This window comes from Streptococcus hillyeri (assembly GCF_041081565.1).
Taxonomy (GTDB): domain Bacteria; phylum Bacillota; class Bacilli; order Lactobacillales; family Streptococcaceae; genus Streptococcus; species Streptococcus hillyeri.
The window spans coordinates 1,475,031-1,500,067 of record NZ_CP163513.1; the positions used below are offsets into that span (position 1 = coordinate 1,475,031).

Here is a 25,037-nt window from a genome sequence, read left to right on the forward strand (position 1 = left end):
TTTTTTGTCTACGCAGTCGACATCCAAACAGACGTTCACATCAATGTACTTTTTTTGCACCTTTTTTATGTCAAAATCACTTTTTTCAATAAAGACAAAATGTTTGAAAAAGTGCTTAAAATAAAGGATTTTTACCCTTTGCTTCGTTGTAGCAACGCTACGCACTCCACGTGATGTGTCATTTGGAGTAACAAGGTCCAGTGGACCTTGTTAGCAGCTCGCCTTGAAACAAGGACTATTAATCTGTGGTTTTAACTAAGAGGCTCACAACCTCCACGTGTGCTGATAGAGAGTAACTATACTATAGAACGAAAGAGTTTAGTCAGACTTTGTGATTATATTATTGAACGATACTATGAAGTGTAATTAGTCATTTACTTATCATTATCCCATCCCTAAGCCTAGTGCTTCTCCCAAGAGGCGATTGCCACCGGCCACCATTGGTTATAAAAGCAAAGTCAATGGACTCATTTCTAAAATATTAATTCTTATTCACTTGCAACTGAGCCTTAAACATTTGCGACATAGTATCACGACCCTTTTTAGTACCAAGGTCATCTATGCTCATTTCTCCCTTGAATACCAACTCCATAATTCTGATATATGCCTCACCAAGAGCGGCTGTAATCACCCCTGCAGTTCCTGCAGAAATTGCACCACCCATGACAATTCCTGCACCAGGAATAAATTTAATTATATTAGTAAAAACTGTTTTTCCAAGAAGAGTTGCTCCGCCTGCACCAATTGAGGAAGAAAGTAGAGCAGTTATGATGCTCTTATTAACATCAAATCCAAAAATTACCGTGATAGAAGCTATCATACCAACTTGGGTAGGAACCAATAATGCGGCGTCAGAAAACGGGATAGGTACAGCTCCTGCAGCCGCCGCTGCTAATGTGGCAGTCGCTACCGCTGCCTGTGCTCTACGCTTTTTTTCTTCCAAAGAGGCTATTTGAACATGCTGAAGTGTATCCATCAGCTCATCTGGTAGTGCTTCTCCCATAACTTTAATCAAAACATCAAGACCGTAAGACTTCGCAATACCTAAATCTTCAATTTCATAATCTTCTGCAAGTACAGGAATAATCTGAATGATATCCAAGTTTTCATTAAGTAAAGCTTGTCTCATGTCTTGAGCTTTTTTCTTTGAGAACGACTGTGTAAGGACAATTACAATCGGTACTTGAGTAATTTGATTATCCTTCGAAAGTTCTCTAAGCCATTCAATCTCTTCTGGTTCAATTCTATTTGAGGCAGTATTTATACAGTACCAAATGCAATGAATAGCTCTATTAATATCTTGTGTAGCAAGTCCTTTACTGATGGTATCCACCACTTCTTGTTTAACTTCTGCTTGAACTTCTTTTCCTAACTCAAATCCTCTCGTATCATAAATCGCAAGTGGCACATTCTTCTTTGTAATTTTACGCATATGAGTTGTCACCGGTTTTCCCATTCCAGTATCAGCCAAGTTGTCTTTAAATACTGCATTTATAAGCGTACTTTTACCCACACCTGTCTTTCCAGCAACAATAATATTCAATGTATTCAAATTTTTAATTTTATCTGCAATCGCATTAATTGCCTCCTGCGCAATCTTATCTGCACTAATTTCTGCCATTATTCTTCCTCCATGAATTTGTTTTCAAATGGTACAATTTCTGGCCCCATTTCATCAAAATCAATCTCATCATTCTTCAATGAGTCTTTGTATACTTTGTTTCCATATTTTTGGATAAGTGTTGGTATTGCAATAAATCCAGCCAAAGTTAATGCACTTCCGGCGACAAACCATTTCAATTTTCTATGCTTATCTCTTTTGGTGTTATCCCTCATAACCGATTTTTCCGTTTCTTTATTAATACTCTAATCATTCTGTTTATTTATTTACGCTATTATAACACGAAACAACACAAAAAACCACAACCTTTCGATCGCAGTCTCTTACAAGTCAACTTCTGTTCCTTCGAGAAAGATTACAGTAATCTGCCCACTCTCTGAGATAGTGATGTTATCAAAGACTTGGCACATAATGTTACTATCGAAATAGTCTAGGTCAAGAACTTGTTTCATAAACTTGCCATAATACTTATGCGGAAGATTGTCACCCTTGTTTAGCTTTTCTAACTTATCAAGAACATCAGTTTTATGGTCTTTGAGTATGCTGACGTTTTTCATAAAAGCCTTCTCTAACATTTCCTCATCAATATGGTTATTCTGACAGCCAATCTGTCCTTTGACTCTATAACGATTGTTACACTGCCATACTTTACGTTTACCTCGACTGGTGGTCTAGTTCTTTCTACCAAAGGCCGAACCACATTCTGCACAGAACACTTTTGTGGTGAATGGAGTATTGTCATTTTGCACGATGTAAAATTTCAGTAGATGTTCTTCACGAAAGGCTTTCCTCCTGTCCAATTCCAACTGTACTAATTCCCATGTGTCTTTGTCAATAATAGCTTCATGGCTATTTTCTACATAGTATTGGTTGACTTGACCATCATTTTGAACTCGTTTCTTAGTCAAAAAATCAACTGTAAAGGTCTTCTGCAATAAAGCATCGCCTTTGTACTTTTTTTGAGAATCCTACTTGGATACCAGTTGGCCTTTCCTGACCAGCCCTTGATACCTTTGGTGTTGAGTTCCTTGGCAATGTTTTCTGCACTGTAACCTTTTAAGAAAGAAACAAAAAAGTAATTTTTGATGTTTGTTAAGTATTAATACATCACTATTTATCCAGATAAAAAATTTTTAGTAAACAGATTGTTAGGGGGACATATATTCCCACTAACCTCATGTATCTGAAAACAAATCATCCCATCATCATGCTATTAAACCAACTCACTCAACTTAAACACTCACTCTGATACTTACTCTATACGATAAAAAAAGCCTTACTATCAAGGCTTTTTACTATTCCTTTCGTTAAAAGGTTTCTAGGCTTTTACGAACAGTGCGACACACTCGACGTGATGCGTATTCGGAAATAAATCCACTGGCTGGACCTTCTTCAATTTATAGCCCAGTTCTTGATACCATTTAATATCACGCGCCATGGTGGCTGGATTACAGGAGACATAGGTGATTTTATCTGGTTGCATGGCAACGCTAGCTTTGATAAAACTTTCGGTGAGTCCCTTGCGTGGTGGGTCAACGAGGATGACACTTGGTTTGATGCCCTGCTTGCTCCAGTTGGCCATAGCGTTTTCGGCACTATCAGCTACATAGTGGGCATTTGTGATGCCGTTTAGCGCAGCATTTTTTTCCGCATCGCGTACGGCAGCTTCAATTACTTCCACACCATAAACTGCCTTAACCGATTTGGCAAAGGATAGGCCGATGGTACCGATTCCTGAGTAGGCATCAATCACCACATCGTCAGCGGTCAGTTCAGAAAAATCAATAGCTGTCTGGTAGAGCGTTTCAGCCATTGCCGTATTAACCTGATAGAAAGACTGGGCTGAAATCTCGTACTGGTTACCTAACATGCTATCGGTAATGGTATCTTTGCCGTAGAGAGTACGGAATTCAGCGCCAAAGATCGCGTTGGTGTTTTTATCGTTGATGTTTTGAATCACAGACACAAGGGCTGGGAATTCTTCCACTAACTGTTCAATGAGTTGGTCAATACGGAACACCTTTGGACGTGTGGTCACAAGAACCAACATCATTTCTCCTGAGTAATGCCCTCGGCGCACCACAAGGTTGCGAATCAGACCTGTCTGTTCCTTTTCATCATAAGGTTTAAGGTCAAAGCGGCGCAGCAAATCACGAGTGGCATTGATCAGACGGTCAATCTCCTTATCTTGAATGAGATAATCTTCAATTGGCATCAAATCATGGGAAGTTTTACGGAAAAAGCCTGTCTCCAACTGCCCATTGACACGACGGACAGGGATGGCTGCCTTGTTCCGATAAGCAGTTGGATTGTCCATTCCAAGCGTTTCTAGCACTTCGACATCTGAAATACCTGCTGTTTTGTAGAGGTTATCCACCACTTGCTTGCGTTTGAATTTGAGTTGTTCAGCATAAGCCAAGTGTCCAAAGTCAGCAATACCTGTGCGCAAGTAGGCTGCATCCATATCTTCCACACGGTGAGGAGAAGTTTTCAGGTACTCTTCCACCTTACCGTAGCCAATTTTCTTGGTAACCTTGAGCACGCGCATGCGAATCGTTTCTTCTGGTAGGGCATTTTCCACAAAAAAGACCAAACCATCTACTTTGGCCACCCCTTGCCCTTCGTGGGTCAAATCGACAATTTCTACTTCTACAATATCATTTTTTTGTAACATGTTTTTCCTCATTCTAAATGTCAGCTCTGCTTTTTCCAAAAGAAAAAGAGAGACCTTCGTCTCTCCATTATATCATATTATCTAAATCCCATCTGGGCTAATAGTTCTTTATAGTTCTCTCGGTCAATATCAAGTCCTAGACCACCATACATGTCATAGGTGTCCACCCAGTCCCCTTGTTTTGGAACGGTTAAGCGCTCAATGCCAGACTGTCCACTGGTTAAAACGCCTAATCCTTCTGCCAAAAGCACAGGATAAGAAACATTGGTAGAGGTCAGGGCATAAATTTTTCCAAGCGCTGCTGAACCTGTAAAGAGTTTTGCAGGATTTTTGACTTGAGAGAAAATAGCTGATAAGACTTGTTGCTGACGTTTGACACGACCAAAGTCAGCTGTATCGTCTCCACGGAAACGGGCATAGTTCAACAGGGTTTTACCGTCCATCTTTTGTTTACCGACTGAGATGGTCTGGTACATCGCTCCGCCTTGTGCATAACCTAAATCATCAGGAACTTCTACCTCTGTTACCATTTCACCACCAACAGTTTCAAATGTGGCATCGATGTCAACTCCCTCAGGGAAAAGGGTATCAATGGCAATGGCAAAGGTTTCAAAGTCAATCATGACATAATATTTGATATCAATGTCAAAATTATGTTTGAGAGCCTGACGGACAAACTCTGCCCCTTGGTCACCATCTTGTTCACCAAGGTTAAATGAGGAGTTTAATTTTAGGTCGGTCGAATAGTCATCAGAACTGTATCCTGGAATATTGACCAGTGTATCACGCATAAAGCTTGCTAGTTTGATTTTACCATCACTGCCACCAATATTCATGACCATAATCGTATCTGTTCGAGCATCTGTTGCATTTTGCGTCACGCGCTTATCACTACCTAAAATCAGGATATTGGTCCCATCTAAGGCATCCTCACCATTAAACACTTCTGTTTGTGCTGGTTGGTAATGATTTTTACCAGAGGTTACATCAGACACTCCCTTGAAGAACATGATAACCATGCCAATCAAAATCAGTAAGATAATAATGCCTAGCCATTGGAAAAAGCGTTTAATGCTAAAACGGCGTTTTTTCTTAACAGGCTTCTCAGGTTTTACCCTGACTGGCTTTTCTTTCAGAGGACGCTGCACTTTATCTTGTGGGCGTGGACGGCTAGAGGTTCTAACCTTTTCTTGTCTTGGATAAGCAGGCAAGCCTTTCGCGCGTTCTATTTGTTCTTCTGTGCCAAAAGCTGACGCTTCACGACTTGGATAAGGCGGTAACTCCCTTGACTGACGTCGTGATTGGCGTGAATAGCTTTTTCGTTCGTCCGCTCTAGGATAGACAGGCAAACCATTGATAGGATTTTGAGCTGACCTAACTGGCTGAGAAGAGACAGGTACTTCTCCAGCTAACTTAGCATTAAGGTGGTCTAGCTCTGCTTTTTCCTTAGGATTTAAAAAATGAATGTTTTTTGATAAATAATCGTAACGTAGGGCTTCGTGGTGCGTCAAAACCTCTAAACGGCGATCTGCCATAGTTTCTCCTTAATGATCTGTCATAATGTAAACAGTGTAATCTCCTAAAATTTTAAACGTAATTCCCAAGCTTGTCAACTCAGAAAGGGCATACTGAACCAATTCTTTTTCGTGATGAGCAATATCAATGATGAAAAAGTACTCGCCTAACATGGTTTTTAAGGGGCGACTCTCAATTTTCGTCAAATCAATGCCTCTCCAAGCAAAGACAGATAGAGCTTTATATAGTGCTCCTGGAAGGTTATCAGGTAAGGTGAGGGCTAGGGAAAGTTTTTCCGATATTTGTGGCAAAGCAAGCTGATTCCTTTTTTCTCCCAAAATCCAAAACCGTGTGAAATTTTCTTCAATTTCCTGAATATCTTTTGCAATAACCGTCAGGCCATATTGCTCAGCTGCTGCTTGAGGGGCAATAGCCGCATAGGGCTTATCTGGATTTTCTGCTACAAATCGTGCGGCATAGGCAGTAGAAGCCGTTGCTTCTAAAGAGGCGTTAGGATAATGCTGGGTAATATAAGATTTCCCTTGTGCAATCGCCTGTGGGTGTGAGTAAATTTTTTCTGGATTTGTTGTCGCAACAGACATGAGTTGTTGCTTGATGGGCTGAATGATTTCAGACACAGCAAGTAAATTCCCTTGATGGAAAAGATAGTCCGTCGTTTCATGGACTGATCCCTCGATTGAATTTTCCACGGGGACAATAGCAAAGCTGACCTTCTTGTCTTGGTAGGCTTTTAGCACTTCTGTGATGGTTTCAAACGGCACTAGGTCAGCCTGAGGAAAGGCGCTGAGAGCTACATTGTGGGTAAAGGATCCTGACGGTCCTAAGTAAGCAATCTTCATCGGATTTCCTCTACAATCTCCTGAGGTGTTTTATTGGTCACATCAATGATTTGTGCGGCTGCCTCTTCATACCAGATTTGACGACTGTCAAAAATAGCCTTAAAGTCTTCTTTACTATTCGTAACAAAAAGTGGTCGCACATTTTTCGTATCGTTGGCAATGCGCTGATAGAGGGTTTCAAAATCAGCTTTCAGATAAATCGTTTGAGGATTTTCTGCCAAAAGCTGACGATTTTTCTCTGTCACAACGACTCCACCTCCTGTGGAAATAACCTTATCAGTAGCTATCAAATCTAATAAAACATCACTTTCAATCTCACGAAAAGCTGCTTCACCCTTTGTCGCAAAAAAGTCTGCAATGGGCATCCCGATGCTGTTTTCAATCACAACATCCATATCAATATAATTCGGATCCAAGAGGCGTGCAATCGTTGATTTTCCGGAGCCCATAAAACCAATTAAAACCTTAGCCATTTAACAATACCTCCATGTGTTTGAAGAAATCAGGATAGCTGGTATTGATAGCCTCTGCACGTTCCAACACTACCTCTTCATCTTGGACAAGCAGAGCAGCAATGGCAGCCATCATACCGATACGATGATCACCAAAGGTATTGATTGTAGCACCATGAAGCGGTGTTTTACCAACGATAATCATGCCATCTGCGGTCGGCGTAATATCAGCTCCCATGGCATTTAAAGCATCCGCAACAACCTGAATACGATCTGTTTCTTTGACTTTTAATTCCTCCGCATCGCGGATAACTGTTTCACCGCTGGCTTGAGTGGCTAATAGGGTGATGATTGGTAACTCATCAATCAAGCGTGGGATAATATCACCTGAAATCTCTGTTCCATGCAAGTCAGAGGTTTCTACCGTAAGAGTCGCTGATTTGGCAACTGGGTCAATATCGGTCATCTCAATACGCCCACCCATGGCCTTAATCACGTCAATGATACCTGTGCGGGTCTCATTAATCCCTACATTCTCAAGAACAACTTTACTATTTGGAACAATAAGCCCTGCTACCAGCCAGAAAGCCGCCGAAGAGATATCCCCAGGAACGACAACCTCTTGAGCAGTAAATTCTTGACCTCCTGAAATACGAATCTCTTTGCCATCAACCTGAATCTCACCGCCAAATTGAACAATCATATCCTCGGTGTGATTACGTGTCTTCTCTTTCTCGATAATGACAGACTCTCCGTCTGCCTGCAAGGCTGCAAAAATCAGAGCAGATTTTACTTGAGCGGAGGCCACAGGTAATTGGTAAGTGATTGATTTAAGTGAGCTTGTCCCCTTCATCTTAAGAGGTGGCAAGTCACGGTCAGTCTGACCAGATACCTCAACACCCATTTGTCTCAAAGGAATGGTCACACGGTCCATCGGACGTTTTGAAAGACTGTCGTCTCCAAACATTTCCACTTCAAACCCCTGTCCTGCAAGGACACCTGAAATAAGACGAATAGACGTGCCAGAATTCCCCATGTCCAGTTTATTCTGCGGAGCTTTTAAGCCCTCAAAACCAACGCCATGTATTTCAACCACATCACCCTTATCCTCTATCTTCACTCCCAAATCACGAAAAACCTGCATAGTTGAAAGAACATCCTCACCACGCAAGATATCATAAACTTTAGTCACTCCCTTAGCAAGAGAACCAAACATAATGGAACGGTGGCTGATAGACTTATCACCAGGCACACGAATAGTACCCGATAATGATTTAGCTGCTGTTTGTAATTTCATAAAAAACCTCATACCTGTATTTCTATTATTATAGCAAAAAAAGACAGAAATTTCTAAAAATTTCTGTACTTGTCCCTATGTAAAAATCTTGAATCGACTGCAGCAGTTTACCCAACCTTACTCTGACAATTCCTGTAACGGTTTAAAAATGATACGCTCCAAGTCACCAACATAAACGCCTAACGCTTGTTGGCTAGTGAAATAAGCTTTAAGAATGCTATTGTTTTCAATCTTATCACCAAGCGCTGACATTTCTGCTTGATCCTCTGAAGTTGGCATTTGTCCAGATTGGACTAGGATCTGAATTTTATTTTGTGCAACCAAAAATTCTTCCCAGATAGCTTTAGCTGACACATCAGCTTCAACCGCTTCTCTAGCTGCTTTCACTGCTTGATATTCGGGAAGCGCACGAATGGCACGCTCCAAATTATTTGCTAAATCATAAATGTTTTCCATTGTTGTATCCTCCTACTTGATTGTAATGTTATATGCTGTATGTTCTCTAATCACCTGTTCAGCATGAGCTAAGTCCTTAGCATTTTTAAAAGAAATCTGCAAAATACCATGAATATCTTCACGATTTTCTTCGTTAATTCTGATATTAACCAAAGATGTTCCTCGAAGTAATTCCAAAATTCGTAGAATCACATCTTCTTCATCGGGAACATCAACAAAAAGGTCATAAAAGCTATCTACGCCACCTTTTTTATGAATCTCCATTTCTTTTCGAGTCACTCGACCATGTTCAAAAAATTCCCAGATGCCATTTTCATCTTTTTGAGAAATTAGCTGCGCCACCTTATCTAATCGACCTTTGAAGTCTTCAATTCGATCTAAAACAGCTCTGCTATTTGTCAATAAAATAGAGGTCCACATGCCAGGCTCTGACTCTGCGATACGGGTCATGTCACGAAAACCACCTGCTGCAAAGTGATTGGTATGCTGATGATTCTCCGCATAGGCTCCAGCCTGTTCCATAAGGCTAGAGGCTAAAATATGAGGAAAATGTGATACCTGACTGGTCACTAAGTCATGTTCTGCCGCGTCAATCTCAACATAGCGTGCCTTCGTCCCAACCAGTAAATCTTTTAACTCTGAAATGGTTGTCTCTTTAGTCAAAGTAGAAGGCGTAAAAATGTAATAGGCATTTTCAAATAAGGTGACATCTGCAGCAATAGCTCCAGATTTATGACTACCAGCCATAGGATGAGAACCGACGAACTGAACCTTGTCACCAGACAAATAGGCTTCCGCTGCTGACATGATTTCAACCTTAGTAGAGCCAGCATCAGTGATAATCACATTAGGTTTCAAATCCATACTAGCCAATTCTTTAATAAAATCAATGGTCTGTTTAATAGGAACTGCCAGTATGATAACATCCGCTAAGGGGGCAAAAGAAGCAAAATCTCCTGTGACCCTATCTGCAATCCCACGCTCCAAGGCAATTTCTCGAGACTTTTCAGAGCGATTATAGCCCAAAATCTCATAATCGGGGTGGGCACGTTTTATCGCCAAGGCAATCGAGCCACCAATTAAGCCAAGCCCTGCAATATAAATGGTTTTCTTCATCCTTACACCTAAAACCTTCTCTTTTTACTTTATAGAAAACTGTCATCTTTTTCGTATCTAAACCGTTTTAGAAATGCTTCACATACTCTCTATGTCTAGTAACAGCTTCTTTTAATTCTTCTAGATTGTCTGATGAAAATTTCTCTAAGATTTCCTGAGCAATGACTGTAGCAACGACACTTTCCATAACCACACCCGCTGCTGGAAGAGCTGTTGGGTCAGAGCGTTCCACCGTTGCTTTGTAAGGCTCATGCGTTTCAATATCAACTGACATGAGTGGCTTATAGAGCGTTGGGATAGGCTTCATCACACCACGGATAATCAGCGGTTGTCCATTGGTCATGCCACCCTCAAAACCACCGAGGTTGTTGGTTCTTCGGGTATAGCCTTCTGCTTCACTCCACATGATTTCATCCATGACTTCAGAACCTTTACGGTAACCTGCTTGGAAACCAACTCCAAATTCAACACCTTTAAAGGCATTAATCGAAACAACCGCCTGTGCTAACTTAGCATCCAGCTTGGTATCCCACTGCACATAGGAACCTAGACCAACTGGTACACCACCAACGATGGTTTCCACAACGCCACCAATCGTGTCACCTTCTTTTTTAATCTGATCAATGTAATCCTTGATTTCTTGCTCACGCGCTTGATTGACAACAGAAATTTCCGATTGCGCCGCCAAGGTCTTAATTTCTTGAACTGTCAGACCTTCTGGGACATCAATTTCTTTACCACCAAACACGACAACATGATTGGCAATCTCGATGTCAAGCTCTGCCAAAATGCGCTTAGCAACGGCACCAATTGCCACTCGCATGGTGGTTTCACGGGCAGATGAACGCTCTAGAGAATTTCTCAAATCATCAAAGCGATACTTCATCCCCCCAACAAGGTCTGCATGACCCGGACGTGGGTGGGTAATTTTTCGCTTCGTTTTCAGACGGTCTTCAATGTCTTCTACTGCCATAATATCCAGCCATTTTTGATGGTCTTTATTGATGACATGAAGCGTTATTGGGGCTCCAGTGGTCTTACCATGACGGACACCTGAAGTAATGTCAACCACATCACTTTCAATTTTCATGCGACCGCCACGACCATAGCCGCCCTGACGACGTTTCAGATCACCGTTAATATCCTCTGCGGTAAGGGATAATCCTGCCGGTACCCCCTCGATAATGGCTGTCAATCGTGGTCCATGGGACTCACCTGCTGTTAAATATCTCATCTTATTTCTCCAAGTAAGCTTTCATTTCTTCTAGACTGATTTGGTTAATGGCTGCGCTTCCTAATTTTGGAACAATAACAGTCTTAATCGAGCCACCACTAGCCTTTTTATCATGCGTCAAAGCTGCGTACAATTCATCTGTCTTCCAAGGCTCGTAATCCGTTGGTAACCCAAATTTAGCACACATCGCACTAATGGCATCCGTGATACCAGCGGGCATGAGTCCTTTTTTCTCAGCCACATGAGATATTTGAACCATACCAATCGCAACAGCCTCACCGTGCATAACCTTACCATAGCCCGCAGTTTGTTCAATAGCATGCCCAATCGTATGACCAAAGTTCAAATACATGCGGACACCGCCCTCAAACTCATCCTCAACCACTATCTTACGTTTAACCTGGCAAGAATGGTAAATAATCGCCTCGGCATTTTCCAAAATAGCAGCAACGCTCCCATCTAAAGAATCAAGCAAGTCCCACAAAGCAACATCATCAATGAGACCGTACTTAATCACCTCACCCATTCCCTCAATCAATTCACGCTGACCAAGTGTCTGAAGAACATCAGGATCAATTAAAACCCCCTTAGGTTGATTAAAGGTACCAACGCTATTTTTAGCCTTAGGCGTGTTAACACCCGTTTTGCCACCAATAGAAGAATCCACTTGAGCAGTCAGACTTGTTGGTATCTGTAAAAACGGAATCCCACGCATGTAGGTTGAAGCAACAAAACCAGCTAAATCACCGACAACACCACCACCAAGAGCAACAATCCCGTCACCCCTAGTCAAACCATTTTCAAGCAAGAAATCGTAGGCATTATTAACTGTTGTAAGATTTTTGGAAGCCTCTCCTTCTAAAAACTCAAAAACAAAGACCTCAAAACCGGCAGTTTCAAGACTTTGTTGAACCGTCTCTGCATAGAGAGAGGCAACATGATTATCTGTTATAATCGCAATCTTCTGACAATTCCAAATGGAACGAGCCCAGTCTCCTACACTTGTAAGAGACCCTCGTTCAATCATGATATCATAGGGATTTGTCGCTAAATCAACATGTAATTTCATTGCTATCACTTCCTCACTTGATGTAAATAAGTTAGGGCTTCTTGTAAAATTATCCTATCACGCTGGCGTAAGAGGCTCTGTTGTTCTGTATGAGGTTGTTGAACAGAAAAACGTTTGACAAGTTCTTCTAACGTTAAGGTTTCTAAATATACCTTGTCTGATGTTTCATTTTCATCGAAATGCTGCGCCAGCTTTTTCTCCGAAACCATCGCAACGAACCCATGATGAATTTGGAGGAGCTGTTCATCTTTTCGGTAATCGTCAATCTGGCACAGTTGACTTAGCCACGTACACTGATAACCTGTTTCTTCCAAAATCTCACGCCGACAAGCCTGTTCAAAGGTTTCTCCGTCTTCTAGTCCACCCCCTGGTAAAACTGAGAAATCATATTTGCCATAAGTCATGACAAGAACTTTCTCATCAGGAGTTAAAACAAGGACACGTACTGCCTGACGTTGACGTGCAACCTGAAAATCACTGTCGCCAATCTGATAGGTTTTTATCATTGATATTTTTCTTTTAACGCCTGCCAAATCTCATCAGTCGGCATCGGCTCACCTGTCCATTCTTCAAAGGCTGCAGCAGCTTGAAACAGAAGCATTCCTAACCCATTAATAGCCTTAAGCCCACGGCTACGTGCCAGTTTTAAAAATGGGGTTTCAAAGGGTTGGTAAATCACATCTGCTACTGTAAGACCTTCTGGAAATTGAAAATCATCACGAATAATCATTGATTGACCATCCATGCCCACGCTAGTCGCATTAACAAACAACTGACTTTCAGCCACTTTTTCCTCAATCAAGTCAAGATTTTCAATCGGATAAACGTCAATTGCCACACCTGTTTTTTGGGACAAAGCTTGCGCTTTTACCTGTGTTTCCTCTAAGAAGGCTGTTTGGTTAAATATCGTAATATGACTAGCACCATTGAGCGCAGCTTGAGCAATAATAGCCGTTGCCGCACCACCACCACCCAAAATGGTTAGGTGTTTATTAGCAATGTTAAAGTCTAAAAGTGTCTCTAGAGATTGAAAAAAACCGATACCATCCGTATTGTGACCAATCAATTTGCCATCACGATGAATGACCGTATTCACCGCACCGATAAGCTGGGCTGAATCCGTTAAGTCATCCATATAGGGCAAGACAGCCTGTTTATAAGGCATAGAAATATTCACGCCCCACATGTCATAGCGCTTCACATTTTTGAGGGTTTCTTCAAGATCTGTTTCTGGAATATCCCATGCCACATAAACACCATTGATATTCGCCTTTTGAAAGGCATAGTTGTGAATAAAAGGAGAAATCGAATGTTTAATTGGTCTTGCGACCACCGCAGCTAGTCGTGTGTGTCCATCAATCTGCATCTAACACCTCCAAAAACTTGGTTAATTGATGAAGAGGGATTTGCCCTGGAGCACTTTCCTCATCAAGACTAGCGTAGGACCAGCATGATCCCATCAATTCACCAGCAACACGGGTAATACGCCCTAGTTTTCCCATTGCCATGACCGCATACTCCTGCTCAGGATTAAGGGTCTTAAAGCCTCTGGTAAAATTCATCAAATCAAGTGCGTCTTGATTGGTTTTAGGCATGACCGCAATTTTCACCACACGTGGCGAAAGGGCTGTCATTTCAGAGAAGGCTTCCATAATATTACCAGGGGTCTCTTCAAAATTATGATAAGACAGGACTAAATTTGAAAACTCAAGCATCTCATGAAACACATCCATATGTGAAAAATACTCATAATCAATATAGTCCGGCTGATAAATCGCGTTAACTTCCTTAATAAGACTGACATATTCGCTGTCTTCTAACGCAATGTTGCCCCCTTCACGGTTCGTCCTTAGCGTAAAAAGTACCTCTCGCCCTACAAATTTTTCAAAAATAGCAGGTGCAACAGTCAAAATCTCCTCTTTTGGTAAATAATCAGCACGCCATTCGATGATATCTGCTAAGTCATACTTAGCCACATCAAGCATCTGTGCCTCTTCCAAACTCCTAGGCATTACTGGAACGACAATTTTCATTGGTTTACCCTTATCGTAAATACTTTCAAGTAATTACTGCTTTCATCATTTTTGTTGACGGTAAAATCACTCGGCAACTGTTTTAAATCTATAAAGTGGTGCTTGGTTTTTCCAAGTCCTTTTTGAATTTGTTTTTTAAATTGCTGCGCTGTCATATTTGAAGCATTGGTGGAAGCGATGATGGTTCCTTTGGGACTTAAAATGTCCAACGCCTGCGCAATCAATTTGTGATAATCCTTCAAAACTGAGAACGTTTGTTTTTTATTTCGAGCAAAACTTGGTGGATCGATGACAATCACATCAAATGTCAAATCATGACGTTTGGCATATTTAAAATACTCAAAAACATCCATGACCACAAACTGATGGTTGTTAACATCAAAGCCATTGGCGTCAAAATGCGCTTTAGAAAGGTCGCGAGAACGTTTCGCCAAGTCAACCGATGTCGTTGCTAACGCTCCGCCCATAGCTGCTGCCACGGAAAAAGCTGCGGTGTAGGAAAACATATTAAGAACTGTTTTGCCTAGCGCCAACCCATCAACTAAACTTCCTCTGACCTCATGTTGGTCTAAGAAAATTCCTGTCATTAGACCATCGTTTAAAAAGACTGAGTAGCGCACGCCATTTTCCAAAACCTCAAAAACCTCAGGTGCTTCATCACCGTAAAGATGAGAACTTTCAGGCAAGTCGCCTTTAAACCGTACCTTTTCGTAGGCACCAACAAGCTCTGGAAAAACCTTCTGAAAGGCTGATATAATGAGCTCTTTCTGGCTATAAATATAGGTATTATACCAAGAAAACAGCGCATAATCTCCGTAACGATCAATGGTTACACCACCAAGATTATCCCCATCTTGATTAAAGAGACGGTAGGCAGTGGTCAAGTCGCTATGTTCAAAACGATGACGCTTTTTCTTAGCCTTTTCAAATAATCCTATCAAATAGTCTTCCGTCAAGTCCATCGCACTACGAGACAAGACCCAACCAATCCCTTTATTTTGCGGCGACAGGTAAGCTGTCCCTAGAAAGGCACCTTTTTGATTGACCAAAGAAACCAATCCGTCAGTAAATTCTTGATTGGGAAAATCTCTCCCATCAATGAGCTGAACACCTGACTTCACACGTTTCTCAGCCAAATCTCCCATAACAAGTTTAATCATAGGAGTATTATAGCAAATTTTCAGACAGTTAGCCACAGTAGGTTTAGATTACTCCTGATTTTTGTTTTATGCTATAATAAACTCATATGATTTCTAAGAATGAGGAAAATACTTTGAAAAGACTAAAAAACACTTTCTTTGATGTGGTCTCGACGAGGTTAGGCTTTGTATTGCTACTACTACTTGGCTATACCCTCAAGACGATTTGGGCCTACTTCATGGCCTTTAACCTCGACTTGGCCTCAGTTGAACACCCTGTGCAGTACTATCTCCGATTAGTTTTGGTGGTCATTAACCCTATTCCTGTCGGACTACTCTTGATTGGACTGGCACTTTATATTAAACGCAAAAAGCCTTTCTACATCCTTGCTTGGACCATCTCGATTTTGCTGACTACACTGCTCTTTGCTAATATTATTTATTACCGTGAATTTGCAGACTTTATCACGTTCAGCTCTGCCATGGCCAGCCGAAAGACCTCAGAAGGCCTTGGTAAAACAGTCCTTGATTCCTTGCAGGTTTGGGATCTTATCTATGTGATAGACTACCTCATCATAGCCTTTTTCTTTTGGAAAAAGAAGATCGCCACAGACAGTCGTCCTTTCCACAAGAGAGCCAGCTTTGCTGTCACATCCCTTTCAGCGCTCGCCTTTTCCATTAACCTGTTTATGGCTGAGTTGGATCGTCCTGAACTGTTGACCCGCGGATTTTCAAATACCTATGTGGTTCGCGCCCTAGGTTTACCAACCTTTAGCATCTACTCAACCAATCAAGCCATTCAGGCTCAAAAGGAGCGTGATAGCGCTAGCGCTGAAGACCTCGTTCCTGTTAAGGAATACCTCAGTAGCCACTATGCCGCCCCAAATCAAGATTATTTTGGAATCGGTAAAGGACGTAATGTGATTGTCCTTCACCTTGAAAGTTTCCAACAATTTTTGATTGACTATAAGTTAAAAGTCGATGATAAGGAATATGAAGTGACGCCATTTATCAATTCTCTTTATCATTCAAAAGAGACCTTTGCTTTTTCAAATTTCTTTAACCAAGTTAAGGCCGGAAAAACATCTGACGCCGAAACCATGATGGAAACTGGATTGTTTGGATTGTCAAATGGTTCTTTCATGGTTAACTATGGTGGGGAAAACACTCAATTTGCAGCACCAACTATCTTAGCTCAAAACGGTAACTACACCAGTGCTGTTTTCCACGGAAATGTCGGTTCATTCTGGAACCGAAACAACGCTTACAAACAGTGGGGCTATAATTACTTCTTTGATGCTTCTTATTTTTCTGAGCAAACAGAAAGCAATTCCTTCCAATATGGTCTCAATGACAAAACAATGTTAGCTGATTCAATCCAGTATTTGGAACGCATGCAACAACCCTTCTACACAAAATTTATCACCGTAACCAATCACTACCCTTACAACAGTTTATTGGGTAACAGCGATGAACAAGGTTTCCCTCTGGCTCAAACAAACGACGAAACCATCAACGGTTATTTCGCCACAGCAAATTATCTTGACTCGTCTATCAAAGCGCTCTTCCAATACTTGAAAGACACCGGAATTTATGATAATTCTGTCATTGTTCTCTACGGTGACCATTACGGAATTTCAAATTCACGAAATCCAGACTTAGCACCGCTTTTAGGAAAAGATACGGAAACTTGGAGCCAGTATGACAATGCCATGCTACAGCGTGTACCTTATATGGTCCATGTACCAGGCATGACCAAAGGCTTTATCAGCGATACCTTTGGTGGGGAAATTGATGGCCTCCCTACTCTCCTTCACATTTTAGGAATTGACACTGCAAACTACAGTCAAGTGGGACAAGATTTACTATCAGCAGACAATAAACAAATTGTCGCTCTCCGTACAGCTGGTAGTTACATCACACCACAATACACTTCCTATAATGGTCGTATCTATGACACTGTCAGCGGACTCGAAATCACCAATCCTGATGAGAACACAACGGTGGCATTAGAGGACATTAGAAACACTGCTGCTTTACAACTCAAAATGAGTGATGAAATCCAAACTGGAGACCTGCTCCGCTTTGATAAGACAAATGGATTAAAAGTTGTCAATGTCGAAAATTTCTCATATACAAACAGTCTCAAATCCTTGATTGCTATCGAACAAAAGCTCGGTTCAGCTTCAACCAGTATCTATAGCAAACACGGTAACAAAACAACAGTTGATCGCTTCAACGCACCTAGCTACCTATCGCTCAATCCCAAACCCGAGGAAAGCGAAAACACTAGCGAGACAAGCACCACAACTGAAAAGAAAGATTAACAATTAGCTCAGATAATTTTGAAAAATAGCTGAGCTAATATCATGTAACCTCTCCTGACATTCAGGAGAGGTTTTTGTCATCAAAAAAAGCCAACCGAAGTTGACTTTTTATCTGATAATTTACAAGGATTACTAGAACAAGCCTACTGCTGTGCCGTCTTCTGCTACATCCATATTAAGAGCTGCTGGTTGTTTTGGTAATCCTGGCATGGTCATCACATCTCCAGTCAAGGCTACGATGAAACCAGCTCCTGTTTTTGGCACAAATTCACGGATGGTGATATCAAATCCTTCTGGTGCTCCAAGGAGAAACTGATTGTCTGAGAATGAGTATTGTGTTTTCGCCATGCAGACTGGTAATTTATCCCAACCAAATTCCGCAAATTGTTTCAATTGCGTTTTAGCCTTTGGTCCAAATTGAACAGATTGACCACCGTAAATCTCAGTGACAATCTTAGTGATTTTAGCCTCAAGACTATCTTCATCAGAATAGAGACGCTTGTAGTCTGCTCCGCCATTTTCCACAGCATTAACGACAGTCTCTGCCAAATCAATACCGCCGTCAGCACCGTTTGCCCAAACGCTAGCTAATTCAACTGGGACATCAATCTGAGCACAGAGTTCTTTTAGAGCTACAATTTCAGCTTCCGTATCTGCCACAAATTCATTGATAGCAACAACTGCAGGCACGCCAAATTTACGAATATTGTTAACATGGCGCTCCAAGTTCGCAAATCCTTTACGGACAGCTTCAACGTTTTCCTGATTGAGGTCTGTCTTAGCCACACCACCGTGCATTTTAAGGGCACGCAAAGTGGCTACAATCACCACTGCATCTGGAGTTGTTGGCAAGTTTGGTGTCTTGATGTTAAGGAATTTTTCAGCACCAAGGTCTGCACCGAAACCAGCCTCTGTAACCACGTAATCTGCTAAACGAAGAGCTGTTGAGGTCGCCAAAACAGAGTTACAGCCATGAGCGATGTTGGCAAATGGGCCACCGTGCACAAGGGCAGGGGTGCCATAGATTGTTTGAACAAGGTTTGGCTTGATAGCATCCTTCAAAATAAGCGTCAATGCGCCTTCTACCTTAAGGTCACGAACATAAACTGGTTTTCTAGCGTAAGTATAGGCAACTACAATATTAGCAAGGCGTGCTTTAAGGTCTTTCAAATCTGTTGCCAAGCACAGAATAGCCATAATTTCAGAGGCAACTGTGATATCAAAGCCATCTTCACGTGGAACGCCATTAACAGGACTTCCAAGACCAATAATCACTTGACGAAGGGCACGATCATTAAGGTCAACGACACGTTTCCAAATGATACGGCGCTGATCAATACCAAGTTCATTTCCTTGTTGGATATGATTATCTAAGAGAGCTGACAGAGCATTGTTAGCCGTTGTAATGGCATGCATATCTCCTGTGAAATGAAGGTTGATATCCTCCATTGGAAGCACCTGGGCATAACCACCTCCTGCTGCGCCGCCTTTAATCCCCATAACAGGGCCCAGTGATGGTTCACGAAGGGCAATCATGGTTTTCTTACCGATTTTATTTAAGGCATCTGCCAAACCGATAGACATGGTTGATTTTCCTTCACCTGCTGGGGTTGGATTGATGGCTGTTACCAAAATGAGCTTTCCAACAGGATTTTCTTGAATAGCAGTAATCTTATCAAAAGATAATTTTGCTTTATACTTTCCATAAAGTTCAATATCATCAAAGGTAATCCCCACCTGTTCAACAATTTCTGTAATAGGTTTTAAGGCTACACTTTGAGCAATTTCAATATCTGTTTTCATGAGACACCTCGTATTTTTGATAATCTTATTATAACAGATAATAATCAAAAACACATATTGCAAACTGAAAAACAGAATAATGTTCGCGTTTTAGCTGAGTTAAAGTCCTTTACCACCATCTTTCGGTCGTATTTCTACAAAAAATTATATAAGTCACTAAATCTCACCAACCATAGTTTGGCTCTACGCAAACACTGGTCGAATGAAGCAGTTCATCAACCGTTATCTTTTTCAAGCCAGCATGAACAGGGTCTTGCATACTATATAACGGATCTAAATAGTAAACAGACGCAATATCATTACCATCAGTGGTCATCTCATACCCAATTCCTACAACATTATGTTCACCTTTTTTATCAGGATAAAGCGTTGAGAGTTCTATCGTATAGTACATAGGATAACCATCTGCTATATTTTTCTTCAAACGTTCCTTAAAAAGTGACTTGTCTTTCTCTGGATTGGTAATAGTTTCCAAGCGATAGCCTGCTTGGTTAGCTGCAGGGCTTTCATAGCCAAAAAGATGCTTATTCAGAATGGCAATCGCATCCTTATTATGGGTTCCAAAAGATGTATCTGTCCCCATTTCTTGTGCCAAAATCTCTTGGCTGACATCAATCCCTTTATAGGATAAAAGCATGCTGACTGTCGTTGGCGCACAGTTTGTTGGCGTTTGCTGAATTTGCTGTGTCACATTTAAAATCACCCTTTGGCGATTATTTTCCAAATGACCTTCTGGAGAAATGTTATCTACTTCTTCTCTGCTTGGTACTTCGGTTTCCTCAGAAGGTTTATCAGTCGTCTCACTGGTCACTTCTGACTTTGAAGCCTCTTTTTTATCCTTATCAACCTTTTCAGTAGTATTAGACTGCAACGATATCACCTTATCAGCTCCTTTTCCAGATTTAAACCGTGTTATCCCAAACACCATTCCTATCATCAGGATAAACAACGTCAAAAAAATGCTCACAAACATGATAAAACGTCTCATCGTATCACCTCACCTCATTTCACTTCCATTATAGCGCTTTCAACAAAAGAATGCAAAACAGATTACTTTAATACTTAACAACAACAAAGCTATAGTGTTTTGAATTTATAAAGTCAATTAGTTTTTATTTAGTATTTTTTAGCACTTCTCCTAATGTGGTGTGGGGCGCTCAAAAGGTCTAGGAGACCTTTTGAGGTGGGGAATAAGGCGAACGAAGTTCGTCTCAATCGTTAAGGTCTGGGAGACCTTTGGAGGTGGGAAATGAAGCTGACTAAGTCAGTGTCAGAACCTCCCCTCCTACAGAGTTCCATTCCTTCTTGGCAAGCCTAGGTCTCCTTCGCTCCCAGGTTTCTAAGCTCAGGCTGAAACTGTCCACTGGACAGTTTCACTAATAAGAATACCACTATAGCGAAAGAAACATTTTACCCTCACTTCGTTCGGTAGTCCATCAAAAGTATTAGAGGTTCTAAAATGCTAATTTTGATTTTGAATGAGTATAAACTGGATAAGAATGATTTTTTGGTAAATGAAAACTCCTGAAATACAACGACTGCTAATCTGATAAGCATTTAGCTCTCATTAGCAAATCGTACCATTCAGGAGTTTTGAAATTAGTGTGTTGTACTTTCGGTACTTGTTTCTTGCGTTGTGTCTGTTACAACTGTTTCTGTCAATTCTGGTGATGAGGTTTCCTCTGAAAGGGTTTCTGACCCTTCCACTTCCTCATTAGCGTCAGCTGTGCCATCCGTTTTCTTGTTTTTCTTTTTCGCTTCTTCCTCTGCTTTTTTCTTAGCCTCTTCACGCTCTGCTTTTTCCTGAGCCATAATAGCTTCAATGGTTTCATTAGTCGTGTAGATTCCTACTTCCATGTCGATGATGCTAGGAGCAGTCAGGGTTTCAGCAATTTTGGAATAAAATGGCAACTTGACATCAAGTTGTGATAAAGGCACCCGAATTTGATGACCTTCTTTGACTTCTAACAGAAGCAAATCCTTTGTTGTGGCATTGGTCACCGCATTGACAACTTTAATACGTGAGACGAGATCTTCATCGAGTTTTGCTAACTGAGTGACCAAGGACTGCACCGCTTTTTCATCCGTCAGATTAACCGTTAAAAAGTTCTCAGGTAAGTCTGCTTTTGAAACAACTGGCATACGCAGACCATTTTCAAGAACAGGCTGGTGACCAGCTTCTGTCTGAGCATAGGCGATGATTCGATTCTCCGTGATGGAAATCTCAAAAACGTTAGGAAAACGATAAGTGATTTCTGCTTTTTTCACCCACGGGTTAGCAGCTTGGATGGCTTTTTCAATGCTTTCTTTCTCGAAATACACACTCGAAATGTAATCAGATTGTTTAATTCCTGTTGAGACCAAAATAGAAGCCTTATCAGCATGTTCTAACCCAGTCACCTCAAACTGCTTTTCCTTGCTGTAAGGGCTAAGAATAAAACCTGAACACACCAGTGTTAAAACTGCCACAACAATGATAGAAGCAACTTTTAACCTTGCCACTCTCAATGGACGGTTCTTAAGACGCTGTTCTTTTTTTTCGCTCTTAGCCTTTTCCCTAAGCTGTTTTTTAAGCGCCTTTTCTTCTTTTAAAATATCTTTAGGGGTTGGAGCAGGATTTTCTAGCTTTACAACTTCCTCTTTGACGTCACTCGGTTCCTCAACAGTTTCATCATCATCTTCTTCATCTGTTGGGAAATCTTCTTCTGAGATGACATCTTGAATGTCTTCTTCACCATCCTCAGATTGTCTTTCCTCAGTTAAAGAATCCTCAAAATCATCCATAATTTGCTCTGGTTCTTCTGCTAAGACTTCCTCTTCTTCTGAGTTTTTAACAGCCTGCCTAGCGACAAATTCTTCGTGGAGCTTCTGCCAGTCAGTCTTTTCTATCACTTCTTTAGGCTCATTAGTGTCATGTTTTTTAGTCATTTACTTTCCTTCAATGGCATTACGCAAGAGCTGATAAAAGGCATCAGGTGATGTGATTTCCTCTGATTTTTTCATCGCTTCTTGGTAATTTTCTTTTTTAGATAATAGCAGAGCTACTTTCTCTTTTAAGCTCTCCACAGAAAGGTCTGGTTCAAGCAATTGTTCAGCGTAGCCTTTTTCCACAAAATAAGCAGCATTTTCTAACTGATCCCCACGTGACACCTCTTTTCCAAGTGGCACAATCACGTGAAGTTTTTGCATGGCAACCAGTTCAAAAATCGTATTTGATCCACCGCGAGTGACAACGACATCAGCCATGTCCATGAGGGGCTGATAAAGGTCTGTGACGTAGTCAATGCGATATAGATTTTTTGAAAGTGTGTTGAGGTTCTCATCGCCAGAAATATTGATAACGTTAAAATCAGTCGTCAAATCATTGGTGCTAATAAAGTCATTAAAAACCCTAGCACCAGCTGAGCCACCAATAAAGAGTAACGTTGTTTTACTCTCATCAAACTGCGCCTTAATAGCATCAATTTGATGCTGGTCAAAAGATTGAGGGTTACCAACCTTGGTAATGGCACCAATGTGCTTGGTTTTCACAAGACCAGCCGCCTGCTCAAAGGTTGTGTACATTCGCGTCGCAAACTTATAAGCAATTTTATTGGCCAAACCCATAGAAAGGTCTGATTCATGGATAAAGACTGGAATGTTTAATCCTTTTGCAGCTATAACTGGTGGTACTGAGACAAAGCCACCTTTTGAAAAGAGCGCCTGCGGACGAATTTTTGCCAAAATGACAACAGATTGAAGAATTCCCCAAGCTACCTTAAAGACATCAAGCATATTTTGCCATGAAAAATAACGGCGAAGCTTTCCTGTTGCAATCGAATGGAACACAACGTCAAGCCCAGATTTTTCAATTTCCTTGTGCTCAATGCCATTTTTATCACCAATATAGTGGACTTCCCAACCATCTTTTAGAAACTTAGGAATTAAAATAAGGTTTAGGGTAACGTGACCCACGGTCCCACCACCAGTAAATACAATTTTCTTTTTTGTCATCATTTAACTTCTTTTATTTTGATTGTTTTAGGGAACTTTTTACGAGTTACTGTTTTGTAATTTTAATTCTTCAAAACTGGTGATGAATTCTTCACCTCTAATTTCGAAGTTTTTATACATATCCCAGCTTGCATTAGCTGGACTGAGGAGAACCACTTCACCAGCTTGAGCATTTTCAAAGGCAATACGTGTCGCATCAGCGACATCCTTGGCATCAAGTGTCGGAACACCAGCTTTTTGCGCAGCTCGTTTGACACGATGAGCTGATTCGCCAAGGACAACCATCAACTTTAGCCCCTCAATATCAGGGACAAGCTCATCAAATTCATTACCTCGGTCCAAGCCACCCGCAATCAAAATAGTGGTCGCATTGTCAAAACCTGATAAGGCCTTTTGTGTGGCTAAAATATTGGTTGATTTCGAATCGTTATAGAATTTGACATCAGCGATTTCTCCGACATATTGAAGGCGGTGTTTAACGCCACCAAAGGCTGATAGGGCTTCTTTAATTGCCTGATTTGAGATGCCTGATAATTTAGCAACGACAATTGTTGCTAGGGCATTTTCAATATTGTGAGAACCTGGTACTCCAATTTCAGAAGCCTGCATAATGGCTTCACCTTTAAAGTAGAGGGTACCATCTGCTAGATAGCCACCGTCTACTTGCTCTGTCGTTGAAAACGGAACGACTGTTGCCTGAGTTTTGTGCGCCAGCTCTTTCGCCAAATCTTGGTTAACATTAAGCACCACAAAATCATCTTTGGTCATACGATTTTGCATGTTCCACTTTGCTGCAACATAGCCATCAAAATCCCCATGATAATCAATGTGCGTAGGCATTAGATTGGTAATAAGGGCAATATGAGGGCGGAAATCATTGATTCCCATCAGCTGGAATGATGATAGTTCCATAATCAGCGTATCATCAGCTGTCGCCTTAACAGCAACCTCAGATGCCGGAAAACCGATATTTCCAGATAAGAGACCCGTACGACCTGCTTGGTTAAAGACATCAGCAATCATCGTTGTTGTGGTCGTTTTTCCATTTGAACCGGTAATACCGATAATTGGCGCCTCAGAAACAAGATAAGCCAACTCCACCTCCGTCCATACAGGAATGCCCTTTTCAAGGGCACGGACTACCATGGGATTATCATATCGAATGCCTGGGTTTTTCACCATCAGCTCAAAATTTTCATCCAAAAGCTCAACAGGGTGACTGCCACATACGACTTTTATGCCTTCTTCAAGCAAAGCTTGCGCCGAGGGATTTTCATCGAAAGGTTTCCCATCATTGACGGTCACAATAGCACCGAGCTTCACCAGCAGACGTGCTGCCGCTTCACCAGAACGTGCTAAACCTAATACTAATACCTTTTTATTTTCAAAATCTGTGATCTGTTTCATGTCACAATAAGTCCATTCTATCAATTCTATCCCATCTATTT

21 protein-coding genes and 1 pseudogene are annotated in these 25,037 nt (G+C 41.2%); 1 reads left to right on the forward strand and 21 read right to left on the reverse strand.

Annotated elements, in window-relative coordinates; translation table 11 throughout:
* Positions 1 to 481: 481 nt before the first annotated feature.
* From AB6M99_RS07140 to AB6M99_RS07215, 16 genes and pseudogenes are all read right to left on the reverse strand, one after another.
* On the reverse strand, positions 482 to 1,621 hold the full coding sequence (locus tag AB6M99_RS07140; RefSeq protein WP_369350483.1) for a YcjF family protein: 1,140 nt from the start codon (positions 1,619 to 1,621) through the stop codon (positions 482 to 484).
* Positions 1,621 to 1,836 carry a hypothetical protein gene (locus tag AB6M99_RS07145; protein WP_121834799.1) on the reverse strand — a complete coding sequence of 72 codons (216 nt, stop codon included), beginning with the start codon at positions 1,834 to 1,836 and terminating at the stop codon, positions 1,621 to 1,623. The genes AB6M99_RS07140 and AB6M99_RS07145 overlap by 1 nt, the downstream gene beginning before the upstream one ends.
* A 108-nt stretch (positions 1,837 to 1,944) precedes the next feature.
* Positions 1,945 to 2,684, reverse strand: a pseudogene (locus AB6M99_RS07150) (recombinase family protein); the annotation flags it as partial.
* A 255-nt stretch (positions 2,685 to 2,939) separates the two neighbouring features.
* Positions 2,940 to 4,295: a 23S rRNA (uracil(1939)-C(5))-methyltransferase RlmD gene (gene rlmD / locus AB6M99_RS07155; RefSeq protein WP_121834800.1), complete on the reverse strand. Its 1,356-nt coding sequence runs from the start codon at positions 4,293 to 4,295 to the stop codon at positions 2,940 to 2,942.
* A gap of 77 nt (positions 4,296 to 4,372) precedes the next feature.
* Positions 4,373 to 5,830 (reverse strand): LCP family protein, encoded by a 1,458-nt coding sequence (locus AB6M99_RS07160; protein ID WP_121834801.1) that lies wholly within the window; start codon positions 5,828 to 5,830, stop codon positions 4,373 to 4,375.
* A gap of 9 nt (positions 5,831 to 5,839) precedes the next feature.
* Positions 5,840 to 6,670, reverse strand: coding sequence for a prephenate dehydratase (gene pheA / locus AB6M99_RS07165; protein WP_121834802.1), 831 nt, complete (start codon positions 6,668 to 6,670; stop codon positions 5,840 to 5,842).
* Complete coding sequence (locus AB6M99_RS07170; protein WP_121834803.1) at positions 6,667 to 7,143, reverse strand: shikimate kinase; 477 nt, start codon at positions 7,141 to 7,143, stop codon at positions 6,667 to 6,669. Before AB6M99_RS07170 ends, pheA begins: the two co-directional genes overlap by 4 nt.
* Positions 7,136 to 8,419: a 3-phosphoshikimate 1-carboxyvinyltransferase gene (gene aroA / locus AB6M99_RS07175; protein ID WP_369350484.1), complete on the reverse strand. Its 1,284-nt coding sequence runs from the start codon at positions 8,417 to 8,419 to the stop codon at positions 7,136 to 7,138. Before aroA ends, AB6M99_RS07170 begins: the two co-directional genes overlap by 8 nt.
* A 117-nt stretch (positions 8,420 to 8,536) precedes the next feature.
* Positions 8,537 to 8,875, reverse strand: coding sequence for a YlbF/YmcA family competence regulator (locus AB6M99_RS07180; protein ID WP_121834805.1), 339 nt, complete (start codon positions 8,873 to 8,875; stop codon positions 8,537 to 8,539).
* Between the two features lie 12 nt (positions 8,876 to 8,887).
* On the reverse strand, positions 8,888 to 9,991 hold the full coding sequence (locus AB6M99_RS07185; protein WP_369350485.1) for a prephenate dehydrogenase: 1,104 nt from the start codon (positions 9,989 to 9,991) through the stop codon (positions 8,888 to 8,890).
* A gap of 67 nt (positions 9,992 to 10,058) precedes the next feature.
* A complete protein-coding gene (aroC, locus tag AB6M99_RS07190; RefSeq protein WP_369350486.1) occupies positions 10,059 to 11,225 on the reverse strand; it encodes a chorismate synthase in 1,167 nt (388 codons plus the stop codon).
* 1 nt (position 11,226) lies between these two features.
* Complete coding sequence (gene aroB / locus AB6M99_RS07195) at positions 11,227 to 12,294, reverse strand: 3-dehydroquinate synthase (protein WP_121834808.1); 1,068 nt, start codon at positions 12,292 to 12,294, stop codon at positions 11,227 to 11,229.
* 5 nt (positions 12,295 to 12,299) lie between these two features.
* Complete coding sequence (locus AB6M99_RS07200) at positions 12,300 to 12,800, reverse strand: NUDIX hydrolase (protein WP_121834809.1); 501 nt, start codon at positions 12,798 to 12,800, stop codon at positions 12,300 to 12,302.
* The gene (locus AB6M99_RS07205; RefSeq protein WP_369350487.1) at positions 12,797 to 13,660 is read right to left on the reverse strand and encodes a shikimate dehydrogenase; all 864 of its coding nucleotides are present in this window, start codon (positions 13,658 to 13,660) and stop codon (positions 12,797 to 12,799) included. The genes AB6M99_RS07200 and AB6M99_RS07205 overlap by 4 nt, the downstream gene beginning before the upstream one ends.
* Entirely contained in the window at positions 13,650 to 14,327 is a 678-nt protein-coding gene (aroD, locus tag AB6M99_RS07210; RefSeq protein WP_369350488.1) for a type I 3-dehydroquinate dehydratase, read from the reverse strand. Before aroD ends, AB6M99_RS07205 begins: the two co-directional genes overlap by 11 nt.
* The gene (locus AB6M99_RS07215) at positions 14,324 to 15,487 is read right to left on the reverse strand and encodes a class I SAM-dependent rRNA methyltransferase (protein WP_369350489.1); all 1,164 of its coding nucleotides are present in this window, start codon (positions 15,485 to 15,487) and stop codon (positions 14,324 to 14,326) included. Before AB6M99_RS07215 ends, aroD begins: the two co-directional genes overlap by 4 nt.
* Before the next feature lie 113 nt (positions 15,488 to 15,600).
* Here AB6M99_RS07215 and AB6M99_RS07220 point away from each other — a divergent pair, with 113 nt between their 5' ends.
* The gene (locus tag AB6M99_RS07220) at positions 15,601 to 17,793 is read left to right on the forward strand and encodes an LTA synthase family protein (protein ID WP_121834812.1); all 2,193 of its coding nucleotides are present in this window, start codon (positions 15,601 to 15,603) and stop codon (positions 17,791 to 17,793) included.
* A gap of 132 nt (positions 17,794 to 17,925) precedes the next feature.
* Here AB6M99_RS07220 and AB6M99_RS07225 read toward each other — a convergent pair whose 3' ends face one another.
* From AB6M99_RS07225 to murD, 5 genes are all read right to left on the reverse strand, one after another.
* The gene (locus AB6M99_RS07225; RefSeq protein ID WP_369350490.1) at positions 17,926 to 19,596 is read right to left on the reverse strand and encodes a formate--tetrahydrofolate ligase; all 1,671 of its coding nucleotides are present in this window, start codon (positions 19,594 to 19,596) and stop codon (positions 17,926 to 17,928) included.
* 163 nt (positions 19,597 to 19,759) lie between these two features.
* Complete coding sequence (locus AB6M99_RS07230) at positions 19,760 to 20,584, reverse strand: C39 family peptidase (RefSeq protein ID WP_245962686.1); 825 nt, start codon at positions 20,582 to 20,584, stop codon at positions 19,760 to 19,762.
* A gap of 611 nt (positions 20,585 to 21,195) precedes the next feature.
* Positions 21,196 to 22,524 (reverse strand): cell division protein FtsQ/DivIB, encoded by a 1,329-nt coding sequence (locus AB6M99_RS07235; RefSeq protein WP_121834814.1) that lies wholly within the window; start codon positions 22,522 to 22,524, stop codon positions 21,196 to 21,198.
* Entirely contained in the window at positions 22,525 to 23,592 is a 1,068-nt protein-coding gene (locus tag AB6M99_RS07240; protein WP_121834815.1) for a UDP-N-acetylglucosamine--N-acetylmuramyl-(pentapeptide) pyrophosphoryl-undecaprenol N-acetylglucosamine transferase, read from the reverse strand.
* A 36-nt stretch (positions 23,593 to 23,628) separates the two neighbouring features.
* Positions 23,629 to 24,996, reverse strand: coding sequence for a UDP-N-acetylmuramoyl-L-alanine--D-glutamate ligase (gene murD, locus AB6M99_RS07245; protein WP_121834868.1), 1,368 nt, complete (start codon positions 24,994 to 24,996; stop codon positions 23,629 to 23,631).
* Positions 24,997 to 25,037 lie beyond the last annotated feature (41 nt).